This window comes from Legionella waltersii, assembly GCF_001468085.1.
Classification (GTDB): domain Bacteria; phylum Pseudomonadota; class Gammaproteobacteria; order Legionellales; family Legionellaceae; genus Legionella; species Legionella waltersii.
On the sequence record NZ_LNZB01000008.1, the window covers coordinates 13,491 to 35,099 of the forward strand.

The window sequence follows — 21,609 nt, forward strand, 5'->3', positions numbered from 1 at the left end:
TTATCTCCTCTTTTTCATAGTACCTATCATATAGCATTGATCTTCCGTCAATTCATCGTAATCGCCTTTGATGAGCGATTCACAATCTGCTAATGTGTCCTCTAAGGAAACGGACTCTCCTTCAATACCTGTTTGTTGTTTGGTCACATGAAAGGGCTGCGAAAGATAGCGTTGCAATTTGCGAGCTCTTAATACCATATCACGGTCTTTAGGAGAAAGCTCTTCAATCCCCATCATGGAAATGATGTCTTCTAATTCTTGATAACGCTCTAGGTGTTCTCGTACGGCTTGCGCAATCGAATAATGTCGTTCTCCCAGCACGATTTTATCCATAAATTTACTCTTGGAAGCTAATGGATCCACTGCAGGATAAATGCCTTTGCTGGCCTGTGATCGGGAGAGCACGATGATGGAATCCAAATGAGTAATGATTCCAGTAACGGCAGGATCGCTCATATCATCTGCTGGAACGTAAACCGCTTGTACGGAAGTAATCGCTCCTTTGGCGGTAGACGTAATGCGCTCTTCAAGTTCTGCTATCTCGGTCATTAATGTGGGTTGATAACCGACACTGGCAGGCATTCTGCCTAGAAGTCCTGAAATTTCACTGCCTGCTTGTACAAAACGATAAATATTATCAACAAGAAAAAGAACCTCATGTCCCAATGTATCACGCAAATATTCAGCATATGTTAATGCCGATAATCCGGTGCGAAAACGCACTCCGGGTGATTCATCCATTTGACCAAATACCATTAGGGTTTTATCCATCACCCCAGCTGATTTCATCTCATGCCACAATTCGTGTCCTTCGCGAATACGTTCACCAATGCCTGCAAAAACGGAGGTGCCTTGATGTAATTGAATAATGGCATGCATCAATTCCATCAGCAGTATCGTTTTTCCGACTCCTGCGCCGCCAAACAAACCCGTTTTACACCCTTTGACGAAGGGACACAGTAAATCGATCACTTTAATTCCTGTCTCAAGAACGTTTTCTTGAGTGGTCATCATTTCAATGGCTGCAGGATTTGCTAGAATATCGCGATATTCATGGGTTTCTAATGGTGAGCCACCATCTAAAGGCTCACCAAAAATAGTTAAAAGTCGCCCCAAGCACTCTGGAGAAACTGGAATTTGCAATGGGGTGCCTTGATCATAGACGGTTAATCCCCGTTGTAATCCAGTAGCGCGGTGGAGAGTTATGGCTCTCACATGATGTTGATCAAGATGCTGACACACTTCTAAAACATATTCATCGCTATCGATATAGGTTTTAAGAGACTGATGCAAAGGAGGTAAACTATCACAGTATATTTTTACAACAGGACCATTGATTTCGACTATCCTGCCAATTGGTTTTTCACTACGGTGAGTAACTGCTGCATTTTTATCCATAATTTCCCAGGGTCATCCGAGACTCATGTTAGGTGTTCTCTATATTGTCCACTTCAGTGTACGAAGTACAAAACTTTTGTAGAACAGAATTTAAAAAATAGACATCAAAATGCTAATCACATTCAACAAGGGTTGCCTCTAAAAAGCAAAGCCAGATTGAAGTCTAATGGATTGAAACTACCATCCCAGTGTCATTAGATATTAATAATATACGAAATCGCTCTTTTAAAAGACTCGATGAAACAGGTCTTTTCTGAATAATTAGAGTTAAATGTAACTACTGATAATCCAAGTGTAACAAGATGACTCTCTAGAAAACCAGGTTAATGAGAGCCACCTGTGATTAGATTATATTGCACTATAGTGCTTTAAAAAGAGAATTTATTCCATTTTCATCATTGGGCATTCCATCATTTTGCGATCCATCATCGTTTGCATCATGTCCATCATCATTTGCATCATCTTCATGCGTTGTTCCATCATTTCTGGATTTTTTGCTGCATCATCACCCATATGTTGCATCATCTTCATGTCTTTTTGCATCATTGGCATTTGAGTTTGCATTAATGATTTCTTTTCTTCTGTTGTTTTAGCGTTCATGAGCTTATTATGCATGTCTTGCATTTGTTTTAGTGCTTCTTGCATTTGCTTCATTTCTTCTTGTGTTGGGGCTGACTGCTGAGTATTGCTTTGCATTCCCATACCATTCATATCATCGGCAAAGAGTGGTGTGGCAATCAAACTGCATGCTGCAAATAGAATTAACGCATTCCGTTTAAACATAATGAAATCTCCTTATTGTTTTTTCAATGTATTATCCTAACGTAACATTCTAGCATAACGGTATCCAACCGACCATAAAGAGCAAAAGACAGACCAGATAATGAGTATTAATGCCAACCTTTTCCTCCACTGTTATGTCCTTCATAAGTTCGAGAAACACTGGGTGAATTATTGGTCGTTGTGGATGTGGCACAAGAGGTAAACAGAAGTATTGAGCTAACTAAGGTCACTAACCCAATAACTGCTTTAAAGAGTCTGGCCGTTTGCATATCAATGCTCCTTGCAATGAAATAAAGTGATTGTTGAGACAATACTAAAACAAACTCTATCATTATCTAACTCATTATTGTAATAGCACTATTTATAAACACATGGTGCTAGTTATTGGCAACTTTATTTACCACACTTTATTTCAATCGTGCTTGTTTTGGGTGTTGATACACCCCAGCATCTTATTCTCTTGCCATCATTATTGATGGATAGAATGTGAATAATTAAATTTTCCCCATAGATGTTATCAATTTGTATGTCCTGAGTGTCATTGGTTTTTGGCGTGAGTCTTCCTATTGAATTTCCACCGCGATGGAGCTCGATTAATAGTTCGATATTGGCTAATGACGGGGTTTTAATTTTGGAATCTTTATGATATTGAATATGATAGGATTCCGTGCCTGCATAGGCATTTATTCCTAGAAAGAATAAAATAACAATAAAAATAACTTTAAAAAGGTTTACAGTGTTTATTTTAAACAGCCAAGAATCCCTCATATAGGTCATATGTTCCCTCATTATTCTTTATTATTTTGTCATCGCACTTTGAAGTGCAGAGGTATTCTACACGTTTTATCTGCTCCGACCCTAATGTGGCGATAAAGATACAATTTCATTCAAAGTCAGCCGCTACATGTATTGGCCGCCATTGATATCAAAATTAGCTCCCGTAATAAATCCACTTTGTTCATCTGCAAGGAAAGTGACTAATCGAGCAATTTCTTGTGGCTGTCCCATGCGTCCAACCGGAATTTGGGCAACGATGGTATCTAAGATGTCTTCTCGCATGGATGAGAGCATTTCGGTTTTAATATAACCTGGGGAGATGGTATTCACCGTGATGCCTTTTTTTGCTACCTCCTGAGCTAGACTCATCGTGAATCCGTAAAGAGCTGATTTACTTGCCGAATAATTGCATTGGCCAAACTGCCCTTTGCGGCCATTAACGGAAGAAATGGTGATGATGCGCCCATAAGCATTATCCAGCATGCTGGATAATACCGTTTTAGACATATTAAAAACACTGTTTAAATTGGCATTAATGACGTTTTGCCATTGCATTTCAGTCATTTTTTTCAATGTGGCATCCTGAGTAACGCCTGCATTGTTGACGAGCACATCGACTTTCCCATATTGTTCAATAACCAAATCCGTTAATTGTTCACAATCTTTGAATGACGAAATGTCTGCATAGGCAATGTCGATATCAAATCCCTGATGGAATTGTTTTTGTTGCCAATCTCTTGCCAAATCATGATTGCCGCCTTTGAAATAGCAGGCAACCACTTGATAATTCATATGGTGCATTTCTTGGCAAATCGCTGTTCCAATACCCCCCATACCCCCAGTTACCAACGCAATCCGTTTATACATCGCTATCCCTCTTTGATGTTGACTGGCTCACAATGCAAAACCAGTTGATTTACTACAGTACATATTGTTCTTGTCCAGTACCCTCTTTCACTGAAGGTAATAGGAGAAATCAAAATAATAGGTTATTTAATGAGTTCAACGTCTTCTGCTTGCGGTCCTTTTGGTCCTTTGCCCGCTTTAAACAGTACTTTCGCCCCTTCGGGAAGGGTTTTAAATCCACTGTTTTGAATTGCGCTAAAGTGAACAAAGTAATCTTTACCACTGCTTTCGATAAAGCCAAAGCCTTTGCTTTCATTAAACCATTTTACTTTACCACGAATTTTGTCTGACATTTTTTCAATCCTTAAATTTTAGGGGTTTGGTTTAATATCTGCAATATGTCAACACTATTTATTTGCATCAGATGATAAAAATTGAACCAGCACTATCAAGAACATCGATTAATAATATTGCCACCTTAAGACAGCAATTTAGAATAGCTTGAACTTTCTATTGATGAGCATGCTAGATCGTATTCAGGCAATTTGTTCTTCAATAAAGTCACATTAGTGACCTCCTCCACCCATGCCACCATGTCCTCCTCCATGTCCACCAGCTCCGCCGTAACCATCTTGAGTTGCCTCAGAATTGTGTGTCGATGTATGACAGGCACCTAACATGGAAGAGAGACTGATTAGGGTTAATGAAGCAAAAATAAGTGCGACTATCCTTGTATTTTTCATGCTGATAACTCCATGTTATAGTGTGTATAGCGGGTGTATTTGGGCACTATTGTACACTCAATCATAGGGTTAAGGCCAGGATTACATTATTAACCGTAAGGAGTATCCTGATGGATCGAGCAAACCTATCCTATGCGATAGGTCATTGTGTTTTTTTGGAAAAAATTAATCCAATAATGAAATCAATCGAATTATTAAGTCGACCAATTAAAGCAAATCGCTGAAGAATAGCAGGTGGCAGCGATCTTAAAAACAGATCAGATGATAAGGGATGTGTATGAGTCAGTCAGAACAACTCATAATGATTTTATGACCAATTTATTTGAAGCGTTCTTTGAGGAACCAGATTAAAATGCAGGTATTGATCACATACCATGATGCTCGTTGTTTAGTTCGATAAATACCAGAGTTCAGATAACTTCAATTTATTCTAATTAGACGAGACATAAGTTCTCGCTTATTATTAATTAGAACAGGAGGTTATCTGTCTTTGCAGATAATTATGTGATAAATATCGTCTACGCATAGGATGAAATAGGCGCAATTGTTTGTTGCCGATGTCTCTTTATATTTTGCTAGCTAAAAATGGATAAATTGAATGCAAAGGATAGATGCAATGACACAAATATGGCATGAAAGAACATCCCAGGATATCGCTGCTGGTTTCAAAATGGATTTGTCCCAAGGATTAACTCAAATTGAAGCTGAGCGGCGATTAATGGAATCAGGCCCTAATTTATTGACCAAACAAAAAAAAACGTCTCCCCTAATAATTTTTATACGACAATTAAATAGTTTAGTTATTTGGGTACTTCTAGGATCAGCCATTATTTCATTATTACTCGGGGAGAAGGTAAATGCGATTGCTATTTTTGCCATCGTTGCACTAAATGCTGTCATTGGCTTTGTTTTAGAATATCGAGCAGATCGCGCTATTTTAGCATTACAACAAATGGCCGCTCCAAAAGCCACTGTATTACGTGATGGGCATGCGAAGATGGTTCCTACTCCTGATATTGTGCCTGGGGACCTTATCCTTTTTGAAAGTGGTGATTTAATTGCAGCAGATGCACGTCTTATCGACTTGTCATCATTAAAAATAAACGAAGCATCATTGACCGGGGAATCATTACCTATAGCGAAAAATATTAATTCCTGTCCTGCAGAAACGCCATTGGCTGATCGAAAAAACATGGTATTTATGGGAACTGCGGTTGCAAATGGCACTGGGCGCGCCATTGTGGTAGCTACCGGAATGCAGACTGAAATGGGGCATATTGCTTTGATGCTAGGCGAAGCTTCACGCGATGAGACACCCTTACAAAAGAGATTAAATCAAGTTAGCTCTTATTTATTATCTATTTGTTTTTCGATTGTCATTTTAATTTTTATATTAGGGTTATTTCGCAATATTCCAGTTTTTAAATTATTTATGAGTTCAATCAGCTTGGCAGTTGCAGCCATCCCTGAAGGATTAACTGCTGTGGTGACTGTTGCTTTGGCATTAAGTGTGCAACGTATGGTACGACGTGCTGTATTAGTAAGGCGAATATCTGCAGTTGAAACAATGGGCTGTCTACAAATTATATGTACTGATAAAACCGGAACGTTAACGGTTGGGGAAATGACAGCACGAAAACTTATTACCGCTGAGGGTATTTATAATATTGTTGGCGAAGGTTATAACTTGACAGGTCATTTTACCCGTCAAAGTCAACCAATTAAAATCTCAGAAGATAATTTATTAAAGACCGCCCTGCGCGCAGCCGTTGCCTGCAATAACGCTGAGCTGACTTTGGAAAACAATCAATTGTCTGCTGTGGGCGATCCGACCGAAATTGCACTATTGATTGCAGCTGCTAAAGTTGGATTTTGGCGTGATGAACTAACATCCACTTTTACTCGTGTCAGAGAACTGCCTTTTAATTCCGAACGTAAACGCATGACAGTTTTATGTCGAGAGGCTGATCAATTATTTGCTTTTGTAAAAGGGGCTCCGGAAATTCTTTTGGAGCGCTGCACCCATCTATTGACGCACGATGGAATAAAAGAAATGACATCTAATGATCGAGCTCGTATGCAACAATCCTGTCAATTAATGGCAAGTGAAGCATTACGACTTTTGGCTTTTGCAGAGCGTCGATTAGAGTTCTCATCTAGTAAAATAGCCGACGAGGACATCGAAAATAATCTGGTTTTTTTAGGACTTGTCGGATTACAAGATCCACCCCATGCAGATGTAAAAGACTCGGTTAGTCGGTGCAAACAAGCTGGGATAAAACCCGTGATGATCACAGGCGATCACCCGAATACGGCAAAAGCAATTGCTGAAGAGCTTGGTATTTTAAATGCTGGAGATCGATTAATAACAGGTGTCGAGCTTGATAAAATGTCCGATGATGAGTTTCTGAAATGCGTCACAGAAATTGCAGTCTATGCCAGGGTGTCTGCTGAGCATAAATTAAAAATCATTCGTGCCTGGAAAAAAAATCAAAAGATTGTTGCAATGACTGGTGATGGGGTCAATGACGCGCCTGCATTAAAAGAATCATCAATTGGCCTTGCGATGGGAAAAACAGGTACTGCAGTGACCAAGGAAGCAGCAGATGTGATTATAATGGATAATAGTTTTACTTCCATCGTAGCGGGCATTGAGGAAGGTCGTACAATTTATGACAATATATCAAAAACACTTGCTTATTTATTAGCAGGGAATGCCAGTGAATTACTGATAGTATTTGTGGCCTTGTTAATAGGATGGCCCTTGCCTTTATTACCTGTTCAATTACTTTGGATTAACTTAGTCACGGATGGACTACCTGGAATTGCTCTGGCCACTGAAATGACAGAGCCGGGAACACTTAATCGTCCTCCAAGAGATCCTGAAAAGCCATTTATGGATGCATTTTTTCTAGGTCGTGTGGCTTTTATTGGATTTCTAACCTCCTTAGTCGTACTAAGCATTTTTGGCTATGAGTACTTAGTAAATGGTGATTTGATACAGGCGCAAGATGCCGCATTTTCAGTATTAGTGATTGCGAATCTTTTGCGCGCGTTTGGTGCCCGCAGTCGGACAAAAACAATTTGGCAACTCGGTTTTTTTTCAAATATACGATTGTTTTTTGTTGTGGGTATCAGTTTTTCACTGCAGTTATTGATCCATCATATTCCAATGTTACAAGCTATTTTTGGGATTAGCGCTGTCTCATTAACGCAGTGCCTACTTTGGGTGGTTTTAGGGATGATTCCTTTATTAGTATTGGAAACTCAAAAATTGTTAAGGAAGAAATCCAATGAGGCGTTTTAATTTTAAAAAAATCGTTTGGTGCTACATCGCTATTGTATTAGTCAATATTTCTATTGGTTCTTTAGTAGTCCATGCGAAGCCTTCACACATGTTATCTGCGCTCATCCAGGAAGCCATGAGATGTAATCCCCAAATTAAGGCTGCGCGTGATCGTTGGTTGGCAGCTAACCATGCTATTCCACAAGCGCGTGCGCTGCCTGACCCCATGCTTAATGCTGGTTACATTAACATGTCTGGTAATATTCCTGGAGACGTAGATCCGAGAAAAGAGCAAATGCTTGGCGGTAGTCAAGAAATTCCTTTCCCTGGGAAGTTGGTGGTCCGAGGACGGATAGCAACGCTTGAGGCAAAACGAGCTGCGGCAGATTATCAAGCAACCAGCTTAGCCGTTATTGCACAACTAAAACGAATTTATTATGACCTTTATTTTGCTAATAAATCGATTGATATATTGCAAAAAAATCAACTCCTTCTTGAAGATATGGAACAAAGTGCACGTACCAATTACAGCGTTGGCAAGACACCGCAGCAAGATGTTTTTCGAGCACAAACCGAAATTTCACGCCTTCTCATGCGCTTGGTGATATTAAGGCAAGAAAGAGCTTCACTAGAGGCCGACATTAATCGTCTTTTAAACCGTTCCCTGGATATTTCCATTAACACCCCTTCATCTTTGTCCGTAACGTCCATGCGATACGATATAAAACATTTTGATGCACTGCTTAAACGCCGCTCGCCACAGTTAAAAATGCAACAAAGAAATGTAGAAAAAGGTCGTCAGGGTGTTCAATTAAGTAAAATGGATTATTTTCCTGATGTTGAAATCGAAGGAGGGCGGTTGCATGATACGGCAATGCACACCAAAGGCTATCAAGTCTTGCTGAAAGCAACGGTCCCCCTTTATTTTATGCAAAAACAAAATAACGAAGTAAGGGAATCACTTGCTCGCTACAATGCCGATATAGAAGATCTCCATACTACCTACCAAATGCTTTCATTTCAGGTGAAAAATGCCTATCTATTGGCTCAACGCTCTGGGCAATTAATTCAATTGATTCAATACACCATTATTCCTCAAGCCACATTAACCTTTACTTCTTCGCAAGCGACTTATGGTGTTGGAAAAGTGGACTTTCTAACCTTACTCAATAATTTATTAACCTTGCAAGAGAATGAATTGGAATTACAAAGTGAAATTGTTCAACATGAAAAGGCAATTACTCAGATAGAAGAAACCACAGGGACTTTCTTATGAATTTTATAGTGATTAAACAGTTCGCTCTCATTCCTATTTTCTTGGTTATTTTGCAAGTAACTCATGCCCAAGGAACAAACGATGAACATGGCACGATGGATATGAATCAGTCCACGTCGAAGAATGAGATTGTTATCGATCCTGTGCGTTTGCAATCCATTGGCATAACATCTGAGTCTGCATCTTCTCAAATGGTCAATAAATCGATTCGCACTGTAGGACGTATTGAAGCTGATGAGCGACTTGTAGCACATGTTCATGTGCGCTTTGATGGCTGGATAGAACAATTATTCGTCAATTTTACTGGCGAACAGGTGAAGCAAGGGCAAGCGCTTTTTACTGTGTATAGCCCCGATTTAGTTTCAACTCAACAAGAATACTTACTTGCCCTGCATGCTCAAAAAATCTTAGGTAAAAATGCAACGTCAAAAGCTGCAACAGGTGCCCAGGGTGCTTTTCAAGCTGCTTATCAAAGGCTTTTGTTATGGGGAATTTCTGAAAAAGAAATTGAGCAACTTAAACGCACGGGCAAAGTGACAAGAACGATGACCATTGATTCACCAATCCAAGGTACGGTGATTAAGAAAATGGCGCTTGCAGGAATGCGCATTGAGCCTGGGGATGAGCTGTATACGATTGCTGATTTGTCCCACTTATGGATTTTAGGGGATATTTATGAATATGAATTGCCTTATATTCAGGTTGGACAAACGGCTGATGTGACACTGACCTATTTGCCAAATAAGTTATTTAAGGCCAAGCTTAAATTTATTTATCCCACGGTGGATATGAAAACACGTACCGCTAAAGTTCGGTTTGAGGTTGACAATCAAGGTGAACAATTAAAGCCAGGTATGTATGTCAATTTGGAATTAAAAATCCCGTTAGGCAAGCTTCTCGTTGTAAATAAAAATGCAGTGTTACTCACTGGTGAGCGAGCGGTAATTTTTATCTATCATGGTAATGGTAAAATTGAATGGAGAAATGTAACGTTGGGCGTTCGAGCAGGGGATTTGATTGAAATAAAGCAAGGAATCAAGGAAGGAGAAAAGGTTATTACTTCAGCAAACTTCCTGATTGACTCTGAAAGCCAGTTAAAAGCAGCAATGGGTGGTATGCAACATTAATAAAAAGGGATTTTATGGTTGAGCGAATCATTGAGTTTTGTGCACGCAATCGATTTATTGTGTTGCTCTTCGTGCTGGGATTTTCCTTAATGGGCTGGTTGGCTTTAAAAAATACCCGCATGGATGCTCTGCCTGATATTTCGGACACCCAAGTCATCGTGTATACCACCTGGATGGGTCGCTCTCCCGATCTCATGGAAGATCAAGTGACTTACCCCATTGTGACCGCTCTTTTATCGGCACCCAATGTGGTTGCGGTGCGTGGTTTTTCTGATTTTGGATTTTCTTACGTTTACATCATTTTTAAAGACGGAACAGATATTTATTGGGCGCGTTCTCGTGTCTTGGAGTACATGAGTCAACTGGCAGGAAAATTGCCTGAAGGGGTGACCCCTCAATTAGGACCTGATGCGACACCTGTAGGCTGGATATATCAATATGCCTTGGTCGATGAATCAGGAAAGCACAATTTAGCGGAATTACGTACTTTTCAAGATTGGTATTTACGTTATTGGTTAAGAAGCGTTCCTGGGGTATCTGAAGTGGCCAGTGTGGGTGGCTTTGTCAAGCAATATCAAATCAATTTAGATCCAGTTAAAGTTCTCGCCTATAACCTGTCAATCCCAGAAATTATCGAAAAAATTCGCATGAGTAATAATGACACTGGAGGACGGGTTATTGAGTTCTCCGGGGTAGAATACATGATTCGTGGACGAGGTTATATTAAGTCGACGGATGATATCGAAAAAATTGCGGTGGGTATCAATGCGAATGGAACACCGATTTTGTTGCGTGATGTAGCGACCGTGCAGCTGGGTTCGGACATGCGTCGTGGAGTGGTTGATTTAAATGGTCAAGGGGAAACGGTTGGCGGCATTGTGATTATGCGCTTTGGCGAAGACGTGTTGGAAGTATTGAATCGGATAAAGACCAAATTGAAAGAAGTGGCTTCTGCTATTCCTGAAGGCATTAAGATAATGCCGGTTTACGACCGCAGCAATCTCATTTCCGAGGCAATCTCAACAGCCAATTGGAATTTGATAGAAGAGCTTATTGTGGTTGGTTTATTAATCATTGTCTTTTTAGGGCATTTCCGTTCGGCGTTAATTCCGATTATTACCTTGCCGCTTGCGATTTTAATCTCATTTATTCCCATTTATTTTTTCAATATTGGCCTTAACATCATGTCGATTGGCGGCATTATCGTGGCCATTGGGGATATGGTGGATGCAGCCATTATCATGGTCGATAATGCCCATAAACGATTAGCTGATTGGGAAGCATCAGGGAGTCAAGGGGATCGTACCCGTGTTTTAATTGATTCTGCTAAAGAAGTAGGTCCAGCTATTTTTGCTTCGTTGCTGGTTATAGCGATATCTTTCATGCCTGTTTTTACCTTGGAAGCCCAAGAAGGTAGGTTATTTTCACCTTTAGCTTATACAAAAAACTTAGCTATTTTCATGAGTGCGTTGTTAGCCATTACCTTAATCCCGATGTTATTACCTATTTTAGTGCGCGGACGAATTATCCCTGAACAAAAGCATCCGATTACTCGTTTCTTGCAAAAAATTTATGCCCCCGTTTTAAAATTAGCCTTAAAACATCGTAATTCTGTCATGGCGGTTGCGGTTCTATTCGCTTTATCTACTATCCCTCTTTACAAAATGATTGGTACTGAATTCATGCCACCTCTTTATGAAGGTACGATTTTATACATGCCTGTCACCTTGCCCGGGATTTCTGTGACCCAAGCCTCAGCCTTGCTCCAAGAAATGGATAAAAAATTAAAGGCATTTCCCGAAGTCGACCATGTTTTTGGAAAAACGGGGCGAGCTGAAACATCCACCGATCCATCACCGTTTAATATGATGGAAGTGATTGTGGAGTTAAAGCCTAAGGCATCTTGGCGTAAAGGGGTGACTTATGAAAGTTTGATCGCCGAAATGGACAAAGCATTGCAATTTCCGGGTGTGAGCAACGCCTGGACCATGCCGATTAAAGCGCGCAATGACATGCTCACTACAGGAATTCGTACCGCCTTAGGAATTAAAATTTTTGGACCAGACATAAAGAAAATTGAATCCATTGGTAAAGAAATTGAAATGCTTGCTAAAGAAGTACCTGGAACGCGAACAACTTATGCAGAACGGGTAGCGGGTGGTTATTTTCTTGATTTTGAAATCAATCGCGATCAACTGGCTCGTTATGGTTTGACCATCATGGATGTCAATCGAATTATTGAATCGGCAGTCGGTGGTGAGAATATTGCGACCACCATTGAAGGTCGCGAGCGCTATCCCATCAATGTGCGTTATTTACGAGAGTTACGTGATGATCCCGATAAATTAAATCGCATTTTGGTTAAAACACCCAGTGGCGCAGAAGTGCCGATTGCCCAATTAGTCACGTTAACTTTTCGTTCAGGCCCTGCCATGGTTCGTGATGAGAATGGGATGTTGGCGGGTTATGTCTTTATAGACATCAGCGGCCGAGATATTGGCAGTTATGTTGAGGACTTAAAACAACAAGTGAAAACAAAAATTAAATTGCCTCCGGGTTATACCCTTGCCTGGTCAGGCCAATATGAATTTATGCAACGAGTTTATGAGCGGTTAAAAATTTTTGTACCACTCACTTTAGCGATTATTTTCATTTTATTCTATTTTACCTTCCGCAGTGTTGCGGAGACCTTGATGGTGATGCTCGGTGTTCCTTTTGCACTATTTGGCGGATTTTTGTTGCTTCTTCTACTAGGATATAACATGAGTATCGCAGTATGGGTCGGGATGATTGCTTTAGCCGGTGTTGCAGCTGAAACCAGTGCAGTCATGCTGGCTTATCTTGATTCAGATTACAATGAAAAGAAAGCAAAAGGGTTACTAAACACATTACCCGATTTAATTCAAACGGTACAGCTTTGTTCCGTATCACGTATTCGTCCTATGGCGATGGCAGGATTGGCCAACATATTGGGTTTATTACCGGTTATGTGGGCAACTGGTATTGGTGCGGATGTGATGAAGCGACTTGCTGCTCCCATGGTAGGTGGCGTTTTTTCAGCGTTATTACTGACCTTAATTGTGATTCCAGTACTTTATGTCATGTGGCGCTGGCAGGGGGATATGAAGAAAAAAGCTCTAAACCATCAGCCATTAAAAGTTTGAACTTGAGCGTATTGCCATAGGATGGCAATCATAACCGATTGAATCTTGTGCTAATATTCAATCGGTTATGATTGATTTTAGGATATGAGATTCTTTCACATTAATTGAGATGGCAGAGGATTAGTCAAGAGTCGTTCACTGTTATCTCGTATAATAACACCAAGGATAGGGTTATGAATGCATCGAATAAGGCACGCCACTCAGACAACGAGGCAATAAAGTGTTCAATGGAGCCAGGAGATGAACCTTGTTGTGCGCCTGATGGCATGCATGAACTGGATAATTTTTTTAGATTTATTGATAAATCCTTTCAGGCCAATCTTGCCAAAGGCACGGCCGGTATCAGCCCCGCTTCTGTCAGAAATGCTTATTTTGTATGGCTGTCTCAGCTGGCTGAATCCCCTGGATTGCTATTGGAATTAGCACTCTATCATATCCTACATACCCATGATTGTATTAACAATGTGATTTGCGTTGACAAGGCGGCGGGTGGTAAAGATGTTCGTTTCCATAAGGAAAGCTGGCAAGCCATGCCCTGGCGGCTGTTTGCTGAGGGTTTTCTTCAGGTTGAAGATTGGTGGCGACGAGCCACAACCCAGGTTCCAGGGTTACCTAAACCTGTTGAACGCACCGTTTCCTTCTGGGCTCGACAATTTCTTGATGCGTGGTCACCCTCTAATTTTGCCTTGACCAATCCTGATCTATTCCACGAAACGATTCGCTCGAATGGACTTAACCTGATTCGCGGTACTGAAATTGCCATTGAAGACCTGTTCGAGAGAATAACTGGTACCCCACCTGCAGGTGCTGAACATTTCATACCAGGCAAAAATGTGGCGGTTACTCCAGGGCGAGTGGTGTTTAGTAACCATCTGATAGAGCTCATTCAATACGAGCCACAAACAAAGACTGTTTTTAAAGAGCCGGTTCTAATATTACCTGCCTGGATCATGAAATATTATATTCTTGATTTGTCGCCTAACAATTCCCTGGTGAAATGGCTCGTTGGACAAGGGCACACCGTGTTTATTGTTTCATGGCGTAATCCCGATGGTGATGATCGCAATTTAGGGATGGATGATTATTATCGGCAAGGTGCGATGGCAGCTATTGATGCAGTTTCGACTAGCTTGCCTCAGGCTAAAATTAATCTGATGGGTTACTGTTTAGGCGGTACACTGGCGATGATTACCGCGGCTGCAATGGCAAGAGATGGGGATAAGCGCCTCAATAGCCTGACGTTACTCGCCGCTCAAGGGGATTTCAGGGAGGCAGGGGAATTGATGCTATTCGCCTCGGAAGGCGAAGTTTCTTTTCTTAAGAATATGATGTGGGACCAGGGGTATCTCGATACCAAGCAAATGGCCGGTTCTTTTCAAATGCTGCGGACCTACGATCTAATCTGGTCTAAAATGATTCAAGACTATCTGCATGGCATGAGTCGTGGCATGATTGATTTGACTGCATGGAATGCGGATGCCACCCGCATGCCTTATAAAATGCATAGCGAATACCTTGAAAAACTGTTTTTAAATAATGATTTTGCCGAGGGGCGGTTTGCAGTTGAAGGAGAACCAATAGCCTCCGAAAATATTCAGGTGCCGGTTTTTGCTGTGGGGACTGAAAAAGACCACGTGGCGCCCTGGAAGTCTGTGTATAAAATTCATCTAATGGCCAATGGCGATATCACGTTCGTTTTGACCAGTGGTGGCCATAATGCGGGCATTGTCAGTGAGCTAGGCCATCTAGGGCGCTATTATTATATCCATGAACGCAAGAGAAATGAGGCTTACCTTGCCCCCTCTCGCTGGCTAGATAGAGCAGAAAAACGAGACAACTCCTGGTGGCAAGCTTGGCACGATTGGCTAACGCAACAGGATACCCAAAAACGCGTTTCACCGCCTGGCATCGATAAAGCGTTGCCTACGGCACCTGGTGTTTATGTGATGCAGAAATAAAGGAAGAGCCATGAAGAAGGAATTCCTGGAGAATGTCACCTTTGATGAGTTAACCATCGGTCGGCAGGCCAGTCTCAACAAGACACTGACAAAAGAGGATATTGCGCTTTTTGCCGCCATGTCCGGTGATGTGAACCCAGCTCACATGGATCCCGAGTTCGCCAAAAGCGATATCTTTCATGGCATTGTTGGTCATGGCATGTGGTCGGGCTCGCTGATTTCCGCTCTGCTTGGGACTATCTTGCCAGGACCGGGGACGATTTATCTCGAGCAGGATATTAAATTTAAGAAACCAGTACGCATTGGTGACAACATCACCATCACGCTCATCGTGCAAGATAAACGCCCTGATAAACCCATCGTAACTTTTGACTGCAAGGGTGTGAATCAGCGTGGCGAAATCGTCATTGAAGGATTAGCCACGGTTCTTGCACCGACTAAAAAAATACGAGTGCCAAGAGCTAACTTGCCACACATTGAAATTCATAACCATGACCGTTTTCAGGCCATCATTCAATCTTGCCAGTGCATGGGCGCTATCCGCACGGCTATTGTTCATCCGGTAAAGGCTAATGTGCTGGAAGCCGTAGCTGATTCTGTGAAAGCTGAGCTCATTATTCCAATTTTAATTGGCCCGGTGACAAAGATTAAGGCGGCGGCACATGAAGCAGACATTGATATTTCGCAATGGGAAATTATCGATACGGAACATAGTGACGCCGCAGCTAGCAAAGCCGTTGAGTTAGCGACGACAGAAAAAGTCGATGCCATCATGAAAGGCTCCCTCAGTACCCATGAATTGCTAGCAGCAATTGTACCTGCCACATCCAATTTACGCACCAAATACCGTATCAGTCATGCCTATGTTATGGACGTGCCCTCTTATCACAAACCACTCATTATCACAGATGCTGCGATCAATATTGCACCGAGCACCACTGAGAAAGCGGATATCTGTCAAAATGCGATCAATCTTTGGCGCATTTTGTTCGGCGAGGATATAAAGCCAAAAGTAGCCATTCTTGCGGCCATCGAGTTGGTTAATCCCAAAATGCAGGCGACGGTCGATGCAGCAACCTTGTGTAAAATGGCCGATCGCGGCCAAATCACCGATGGCATTCTTGATGGACCTCTGGCCTTTGATAATGCCATCAGCAAGCAAGCGGCAGATGATAAGGGCATTGTATCACCAGTTGCGGGGGATGCTGATATTTTGCTCGTCCCTGAAATTGAGTCGGGCAACATTCTAGCCAAGCAACTGACTTTTTTAGGACATGCCGATGCTGCTGGGATTGTTTTAGGCGCGCGCGTGCCAATTATTCTGGTTAGCCGGGCCGATTCGTTGCGCACCCGACTCTTATCTTGTGCCTTGGCAGTCAAAATGGCAGCGGCACGCAAGACTGGGAAGATTAAATGATACATGAGACAAAGGGCGGCATTCTTGTGATTAACACAGGTTCTTCCAGTGTCAAGTTTCAGGTCTTCTCTATAGAGCCAATGTTGAAACTTCTGGCTCGAGGCAAAGTCAATAATTTAGGCAGTACCCCTTTATTTACAGCAACAGATGAAACGCGAGCTTCTCAAGGTCAGCACGTTGATAAAACAGAGCTTCCTGCTGACTCTACTCATGAAAATGCTTTGCATTTTATTCTGCGCTGGATTGAAACTCAAAACCAAAACTGGCAGGTTAGTACAGTGGCTCATCGAATCGTCCATGGAGGAGAGCATTTCAAAACCAGTGTGCGAGTAAATTCGGAAGTGATGGCCCAGCTATGGAAGTTATGTCCTTTAGCACCCTTGCATCAATCGCATAATCTTGCGGCAATTAAGATTATCAGCTCACTCAACCCAGATTTAATGCAGATAGCCTGTTTTGATACAGCCTTTCATGCCAATCATGAACCTTTGTTTACAGAGTATGCCTTACCGCAAACAATGCGCGACCAAGGTATTCGCCGTTATGGTTTTCATGGCCTTTCTTATGAATGGATAGCCCATGCTTTACGTCAGAATGAACCAACATTGGCAAAAGGACGGATAATTGCAGCGCACTTGGGCAATGGTGCCAGTTTATGTGCCATGAACAACGGCATCAGCATTGACACAACCATGGGCATGACGGCTCTTGATGGCTTACCGATGGGTACACGTTGTGGGAATCTCGATCCAGGTGCCGTGATTTATATGATTCGTGAGCTTGGTCTATCTCCAGAGGCGGCCGAATCCATTCTTTATCATGAATCAGGTCTTAAGGGATTATCTGACTGGACGTATGATGTTCGTCTTTTGCAAGACAGTAATGAACCCAAAGCACGATTTGCACTCGATTATTTTTGTATGAAAACAGCGCAACTAATGGGCATGATGGCGGTTGCATTAGGCGGTGTCGATGGAATGGTGTTTACCGGCGGAATCGGTGAAAACTCAAGTCTTATACGTGATAAGATTCTGGGCCAACTTGCATTTTTAAAGCCATTTGAATCGTGCGTTATCCCAGCCAATGAGGAACGAGTAATGGCCATGCATACGTTGTCTATTCTCGAAAGCAATAAGGAGAACAACAAATGACTCATTTAAAAGGACTGATTGTCGGGGTGGCTAATGAGCATTCCATTGCCTGGGGATGTGCCAAAGTGTTGCATGAAGCTGGTAGCGAGCTTGCCATCACTTATCAAAATGAGAAAACGAAGCAGTATGTGCAGCCATGGGTTAAGTGCATCGCTTGTCCACTCTTTATGCCGCTGGATGTCACCGATGATGCCCAATTGGAGGCCGTGTTTGAACGCATCAAAATTCATTGGGGACGACTGGATTTTATCATTCACGCCATTGCCTTTGCGCCCAAAGCTGATTTGCAAGGTCGTGTGGTGGATTGCTCGCGCGATGGTTTTAGGATTGCTATGGATATTTCTTGTCATTCGTTCATTCGATTGGCAAAGGCTGCTGAACCCTTAATGAAAGACGGGGGAAGTCTAATAACCATGAGTTATTATGGCGCAGAAAAAGTGGTACAAAATTATAACTTGATGGGCCCGGTCAAGGCCGCATTAGAAACAACCGTGCGTTATCTCGCCATGGAACTGGGCAGTAAAAGGATTAGAGTCAACGCTATTTCCCCAGGGCCGATCCATACACGTGCGGCATCGGGATTGGCTGATTTTGATCAGCTGATGGAAAAAGCAGCCAAGGAAGCACCGCTGCATCAGTTGGTGACCATCGATGCGATTGGTGAAGCAACTGCTTTTCTTGTATCCAATAAAGCCCAATACATTACTGGCCAAATCATCTATGTGGATGGCGGCTATAATATTCGGGATTAAATTAAACAACAGGCGGAGGTAACATCCGCATAAAGTTTTTTAACTATCGTATAACAAAGGAGGTTATCTTGTTTCAATTTCACACCGCATTTTCACTGGGGTTAATCGCTTTGTCTGCGGGAACTGCGTTATGGGTTTGGGCAAAGCAACAAAAGGGAGTAGGTCTTGCAACAATTCTTGGTTTGCTTGTTATCCTATTCTCCATGACTTCCACGCTTTGCACTGTTTATTATGGAATAAAGTATTGGCAACAAGGTTATTTTCAAAGTCCAATGAGCATGCAACCGACAATCACAATGCAAAATAAATCGTAGATGCAGGAGATGGAGATACGGGAATGAATGAAGTCCATTTAGGGTCTGGATGAATAGACCCGTTTATTCCCAGCTGAACTCTTGATATCTGGGACCGGTTTTTTTAAGAGACCATTATTGGTAATAAGCGTCTTTTTCAAGTTAATCTATACTCGTTAGGTTTCACCTATTTTAATGAATTTATAACCCTGAAAATCAAAGGATATACTGGGTAATTAGTATTAGTGCCAGCCAATTCCCCCGCTGTTGCGTCCTTCGTAAGTATGAGAACTATTTTGTGAAGTACCGGTCGTTGTTGATGAGGCACAAGAAGTAAATAGAATTGCTGAGCTGACTAATGCAATAATCATTTTAAATGTCTCGAGGATTCGCATAGCGATACTCCTTATTCTATCGATTGTTTTTTAAACTGCCTAACCACTTGATGAGTACTATTATCTATGATTTCACCAGAGTTTTTCTCAACATAAGCGAGCATCCACACGTATAATTGCTCCATATTATCGCCAGATTGATGGGCAATTTCATCCGCGCCACAATAAATGTTTGCTGTGTACTGTGTACCCATTTGATAATCCTAAAAGTAAGCCAGATTAACCCTTTCTTTTAAGTGTATTACAATCCTCTCAAAATGCTCAAATAAAGACCCAATATTTCAGTATTTCTCTAATGATGCAATAATCTGGCAACTGGGTAAAAAAGTGCTAAACTATACTTTCTTATCATTAGGATGACTGATATGACCGATAAAATATGTGGAAAAGTGAAATGGTTTAATAAAGACAAAGGATTTGGTTTTATTGAGAGTAGCGGTAAAGATTATTTTGTGCACTTCAGTGCAATTCAAGGCAGTGGCTTTAAAAATCTACTTGAAGGAGCCCGTGTTCTATTTAAAATTGGCAAAGGACAAAAAGGCCCGCAGGCGGAAGAAGTTGAGGTATAACGTTTAATTTATTTGCTCATCCCAAAACGTGAACAAATATTCAAAACGAAGGAGTCGTTTATGGAACGAATGACAGCGGTTGTAACGGGAGGTACGGGTGGAATAGGTTCTGCAATATGCCAACGTCTTGCGGCTGATTATCAAGTCATTGCTTGTTATTTTAAAGGAGGCAAACATGACGAGGCAAAACGATGGCAAGACACTCAGAAAGAAGCCGGTTTTGATGTAGATATTCTCTACGGTGATACCACTCAATTTGCTGATTGTGAGAAACTCACCGATTTATTGATGGAGCGATACGGACGTATCGATGTATTGGTAAATAATGCTGGCATTACTTGTGATACGACGCTAAAGAAAATGACCTCTTTGCAATGGCAGCAGGTTATTGATGCTAATTTGACTAGCGTTTTTAATATGACCCGAAATGTGTTGTCTGCAATGCTTGATCAAGGCTATGGGCGAATTATTAGTATCTCTTCTGTCAATGGTCGTAAGGGGCAATTTGGTCAATGCAATTACGCCGCCACCAAAGCTGCTTTATTTGGTTTTAGCAAGAGCTTAGCACAGGAAGTGGCAAGCAAGGGAATTACTGTTAATACCATCTCGCCTGGCTACATTGAAACGCCAATGCTTTCTGGGATGAGAGAGGATATATTAAAGTCAATTATTGCTAACATTCCAGTAGGCCGTTTAGGCAAGCCGCAAGAGATTGCCAATGCCGTGGCTTTCTTGTCTTCTCCTGAATCCGGGTTTATCACGGGTGCTAATCTTGATATTAATGGAGGGCAATACATGTAGCCGTTTTAACCAGAAAGCCACATTCACAAGTAAAATAAGTACGGGGACTTCAATGAGCGGCCCAATGACAGCTGCAAAGGCAATGGAAGAATTGAGTCCAAACGCTGCTATCGCAACAGCAATAGCCAACTCAAAGTTATTGCTTGCTGCTGTGAATGAAGTTGCCGTCGTTTTCTCATAGTTGGTACCTATAAATTTTCCCATTGCAAAACTAACAAAGAACATAACAAAAAAGTAGAGCGCTAGCAGTATGGCAATGCGAATCACATCCAAAGGGAGCTCCAAAACCATAGCACCCTTTAAAGAAAACATGGCCACAATCGTAAGTAAAAGTGCAATCAATGTAATAGGGGCAATTTTTGGAAGAAAAATGTTTTCATACCAAACTTTTCCTTTATATTTCATTAAGAAAAAGCGGCTTAGCAAACCTGCAAAAAGGGAGTACCTAAATAAATAAAAACACTTTCCGCAATAGTCATAAAATCGACGTCAATTATCTGCCCATGCAACCCCAGCAGGGCTGGGAGCACCGTCCGGAAAAATCACGCATAGATACTAAAAAATACTAACTGGGGTTTGATCGAGCAAATTACCATTATGGGTCTTTTGGTTCCTTTTCTTTTTCAAGTAACATTTTAGCTTCTTGGTACTCCCTTTTGACTTCCTCTTTTAATTGTTCAATTGTTGGTAAATGAAGTTGGTACTTTCGAGAAAATATTTGTTTGTTGTTTTCGGACAATGTGTACTTCACTACAGCATCATTTTTTTCTGCGCAAAGAAGCAAGCCTATTGTAGGATTATCATCATTTTGTTTAATGTCTCGATCATAATAATTCACATACATTTGCATTTGACCAACATCACCATGTGTTA

General features: G+C 41.5%; 21 protein-coding genes and 1 pseudogene. 11 read left to right on the forward strand and 11 right to left on the reverse strand.

Annotated elements, in window-relative coordinates; all coding sequences use genetic code 11:
• From atpD to Lwal_RS17600, 7 genes are all read right to left on the reverse strand, one after another.
• Positions 1-1,398, reverse strand: a complete 1,398-nt coding sequence (atpD, locus tag Lwal_RS02370) for a F0F1 ATP synthase subunit beta (protein ID WP_028385227.1) — start codon at positions 1,396-1,398, stop codon at positions 1-3.
• 381 nt (positions 1,399-1,779) lie between these two features.
• The gene (locus tag Lwal_RS02375) at positions 1,780-2,181 is read right to left on the reverse strand and encodes a hypothetical protein (RefSeq protein ID WP_028385228.1); all 402 of its coding nucleotides are present in this window, start codon (positions 2,179-2,181) and stop codon (positions 1,780-1,782) included.
• Between the two features lie 107 nt (positions 2,182-2,288).
• Positions 2,289-2,450, reverse strand: a complete 162-nt coding sequence (locus Lwal_RS17595) for a hypothetical protein (protein WP_165481841.1) — start codon at positions 2,448-2,450, stop codon at positions 2,289-2,291.
• Between the two features lie 124 nt (positions 2,451-2,574).
• Positions 2,575-2,949 carry a hypothetical protein gene (locus Lwal_RS02385; protein WP_035922545.1) on the reverse strand — a complete coding sequence of 125 codons (375 nt, stop codon included), beginning with the start codon at positions 2,947-2,949 and terminating at the stop codon, positions 2,575-2,577.
• Between the two features lie 132 nt (positions 2,950-3,081).
• Entirely contained in the window at positions 3,082-3,825 is a 744-nt protein-coding gene (gene phbB / locus Lwal_RS02390) for an acetoacetyl-CoA reductase (protein ID WP_058479330.1), read from the reverse strand.
• A gap of 122 nt (positions 3,826-3,947) precedes the next feature.
• On the reverse strand, positions 3,948-4,157 hold the full coding sequence (locus tag Lwal_RS02395; RefSeq protein WP_028385230.1) for a cold-shock protein: 210 nt from the start codon (positions 4,155-4,157) through the stop codon (positions 3,948-3,950).
• A gap of 213 nt (positions 4,158-4,370) precedes the next feature.
• A complete protein-coding gene (locus Lwal_RS17600) occupies positions 4,371-4,547 on the reverse strand; it encodes a hypothetical protein (RefSeq protein WP_165481842.1) in 177 nt (58 codons plus the stop codon).
• A 616-nt stretch (positions 4,548-5,163) separates the two neighbouring features.
• On the opposite strand from Lwal_RS17600, the gene Lwal_RS02400 reads away from it, so the two are divergent.
• The 9 genes from Lwal_RS02400 to Lwal_RS02440 all read left to right on the forward strand — a co-directional run bounded on the left by Lwal_RS02400 (position 5,164) and on the right by Lwal_RS02440 (position 18,992).
• On the forward strand, positions 5,164-7,854 hold the full coding sequence (locus Lwal_RS02400; RefSeq protein ID WP_028385231.1) for a cation-translocating P-type ATPase: 2,691 nt from the start codon (positions 5,164-5,166) through the stop codon (positions 7,852-7,854).
• The gene (locus Lwal_RS02405) at positions 7,841-9,109 is read left to right on the forward strand and encodes a TolC family protein (RefSeq protein WP_028385232.1); all 1,269 of its coding nucleotides are present in this window, start codon (positions 7,841-7,843) and stop codon (positions 9,107-9,109) included. The genes Lwal_RS02400 and Lwal_RS02405 overlap by 14 nt, the downstream gene beginning before the upstream one ends.
• On the forward strand, positions 9,106-10,236 hold the full coding sequence (locus tag Lwal_RS02410) for an efflux RND transporter periplasmic adaptor subunit (protein ID WP_028385233.1): 1,131 nt from the start codon (positions 9,106-9,108) through the stop codon (positions 10,234-10,236). Before Lwal_RS02405 ends, Lwal_RS02410 begins: the two co-directional genes overlap by 4 nt.
• A gap of 14 nt (positions 10,237-10,250) precedes the next feature.
• Positions 10,251-13,400: an efflux RND transporter permease subunit gene (locus Lwal_RS02415; protein WP_058479331.1), complete on the forward strand. Its 3,150-nt coding sequence runs from the start codon at positions 10,251-10,253 to the stop codon at positions 13,398-13,400.
• Between the two features lie 227 nt (positions 13,401-13,627).
• On the forward strand, positions 13,628-15,358 hold the full coding sequence (locus Lwal_RS02420) for a PHA/PHB synthase family protein (RefSeq protein ID WP_058479341.1): 1,731 nt from the start codon (positions 13,628-13,630) through the stop codon (positions 15,356-15,358).
• Between the two features lie 10 nt (positions 15,359-15,368).
• A complete protein-coding gene (locus tag Lwal_RS02425; protein WP_058479332.1) occupies positions 15,369-16,775 on the forward strand; it encodes a bifunctional enoyl-CoA hydratase/phosphate acetyltransferase in 1,407 nt (468 codons plus the stop codon).
• Positions 16,772-17,926, forward strand: coding sequence for an acetate/propionate family kinase (locus Lwal_RS02430; RefSeq protein ID WP_058479333.1), 1,155 nt, complete (start codon positions 16,772-16,774; stop codon positions 17,924-17,926). Before Lwal_RS02425 ends, Lwal_RS02430 begins: the two co-directional genes overlap by 4 nt.
• A complete protein-coding gene (gene fabI / locus Lwal_RS02435) occupies positions 17,923-18,678 on the forward strand; it encodes an enoyl-ACP reductase FabI (protein ID WP_058479334.1) in 756 nt (251 codons plus the stop codon). Before Lwal_RS02430 ends, fabI begins: the two co-directional genes overlap by 4 nt.
• 68 nt (positions 18,679-18,746) lie before the next feature.
• Entirely contained in the window at positions 18,747-18,992 is a 246-nt protein-coding gene (locus Lwal_RS02440; RefSeq protein ID WP_058479335.1) for a hypothetical protein, read from the forward strand.
• A 221-nt stretch (positions 18,993-19,213) separates the two neighbouring features.
• On the opposite strand, the gene Lwal_RS17605 is transcribed toward Lwal_RS02440, so the two are convergent.
• A complete protein-coding gene (locus tag Lwal_RS17605; RefSeq protein ID WP_165481843.1) occupies positions 19,214-19,366 on the reverse strand; it encodes a hypothetical protein in 153 nt (50 codons plus the stop codon).
• 11 nt (positions 19,367-19,377) lie between these two features.
• Positions 19,378-19,560 (reverse strand): hypothetical protein, encoded by a 183-nt coding sequence (locus Lwal_RS02445; RefSeq protein WP_058479336.1) that lies wholly within the window; start codon positions 19,558-19,560, stop codon positions 19,378-19,380.
• Positions 19,561-19,731: 171 nt separating this feature from the next.
• Between Lwal_RS02445 and Lwal_RS02450 the strand changes: the two genes are divergently transcribed.
• Together Lwal_RS02450 and phbB (Lwal_RS02455) are read left to right on the forward strand one after the other, a co-directional pair.
• Positions 19,732-19,935 (forward strand): cold-shock protein, encoded by a 204-nt coding sequence (locus Lwal_RS02450; RefSeq protein WP_058479337.1) that lies wholly within the window; start codon positions 19,732-19,734, stop codon positions 19,933-19,935.
• Positions 19,936-19,995: 60 nt separating this feature from the next.
• A complete protein-coding gene (gene phbB / locus Lwal_RS02455; protein WP_058479338.1) occupies positions 19,996-20,736 on the forward strand; it encodes an acetoacetyl-CoA reductase in 741 nt (246 codons plus the stop codon).
• 339 nt (positions 20,737-21,075) lie between these two features.
• Here the strand turns inward: phbB (Lwal_RS02455) and Lwal_RS18240 are convergent.
• Both Lwal_RS18240 and Lwal_RS02465 read right to left on the reverse strand, forming a co-directional pair.
• Positions 21,076-21,141: pseudogene (locus Lwal_RS18240) on the reverse strand (hypothetical protein); the annotation flags it as partial.
• A 190-nt stretch (positions 21,142-21,331) separates the two neighbouring features.
• Positions 21,332-21,609: PDDEXK nuclease domain-containing protein (locus tag Lwal_RS02465; RefSeq protein WP_157066257.1), on the reverse strand; the 278-nt coding region annotated here is incomplete at its 5' end.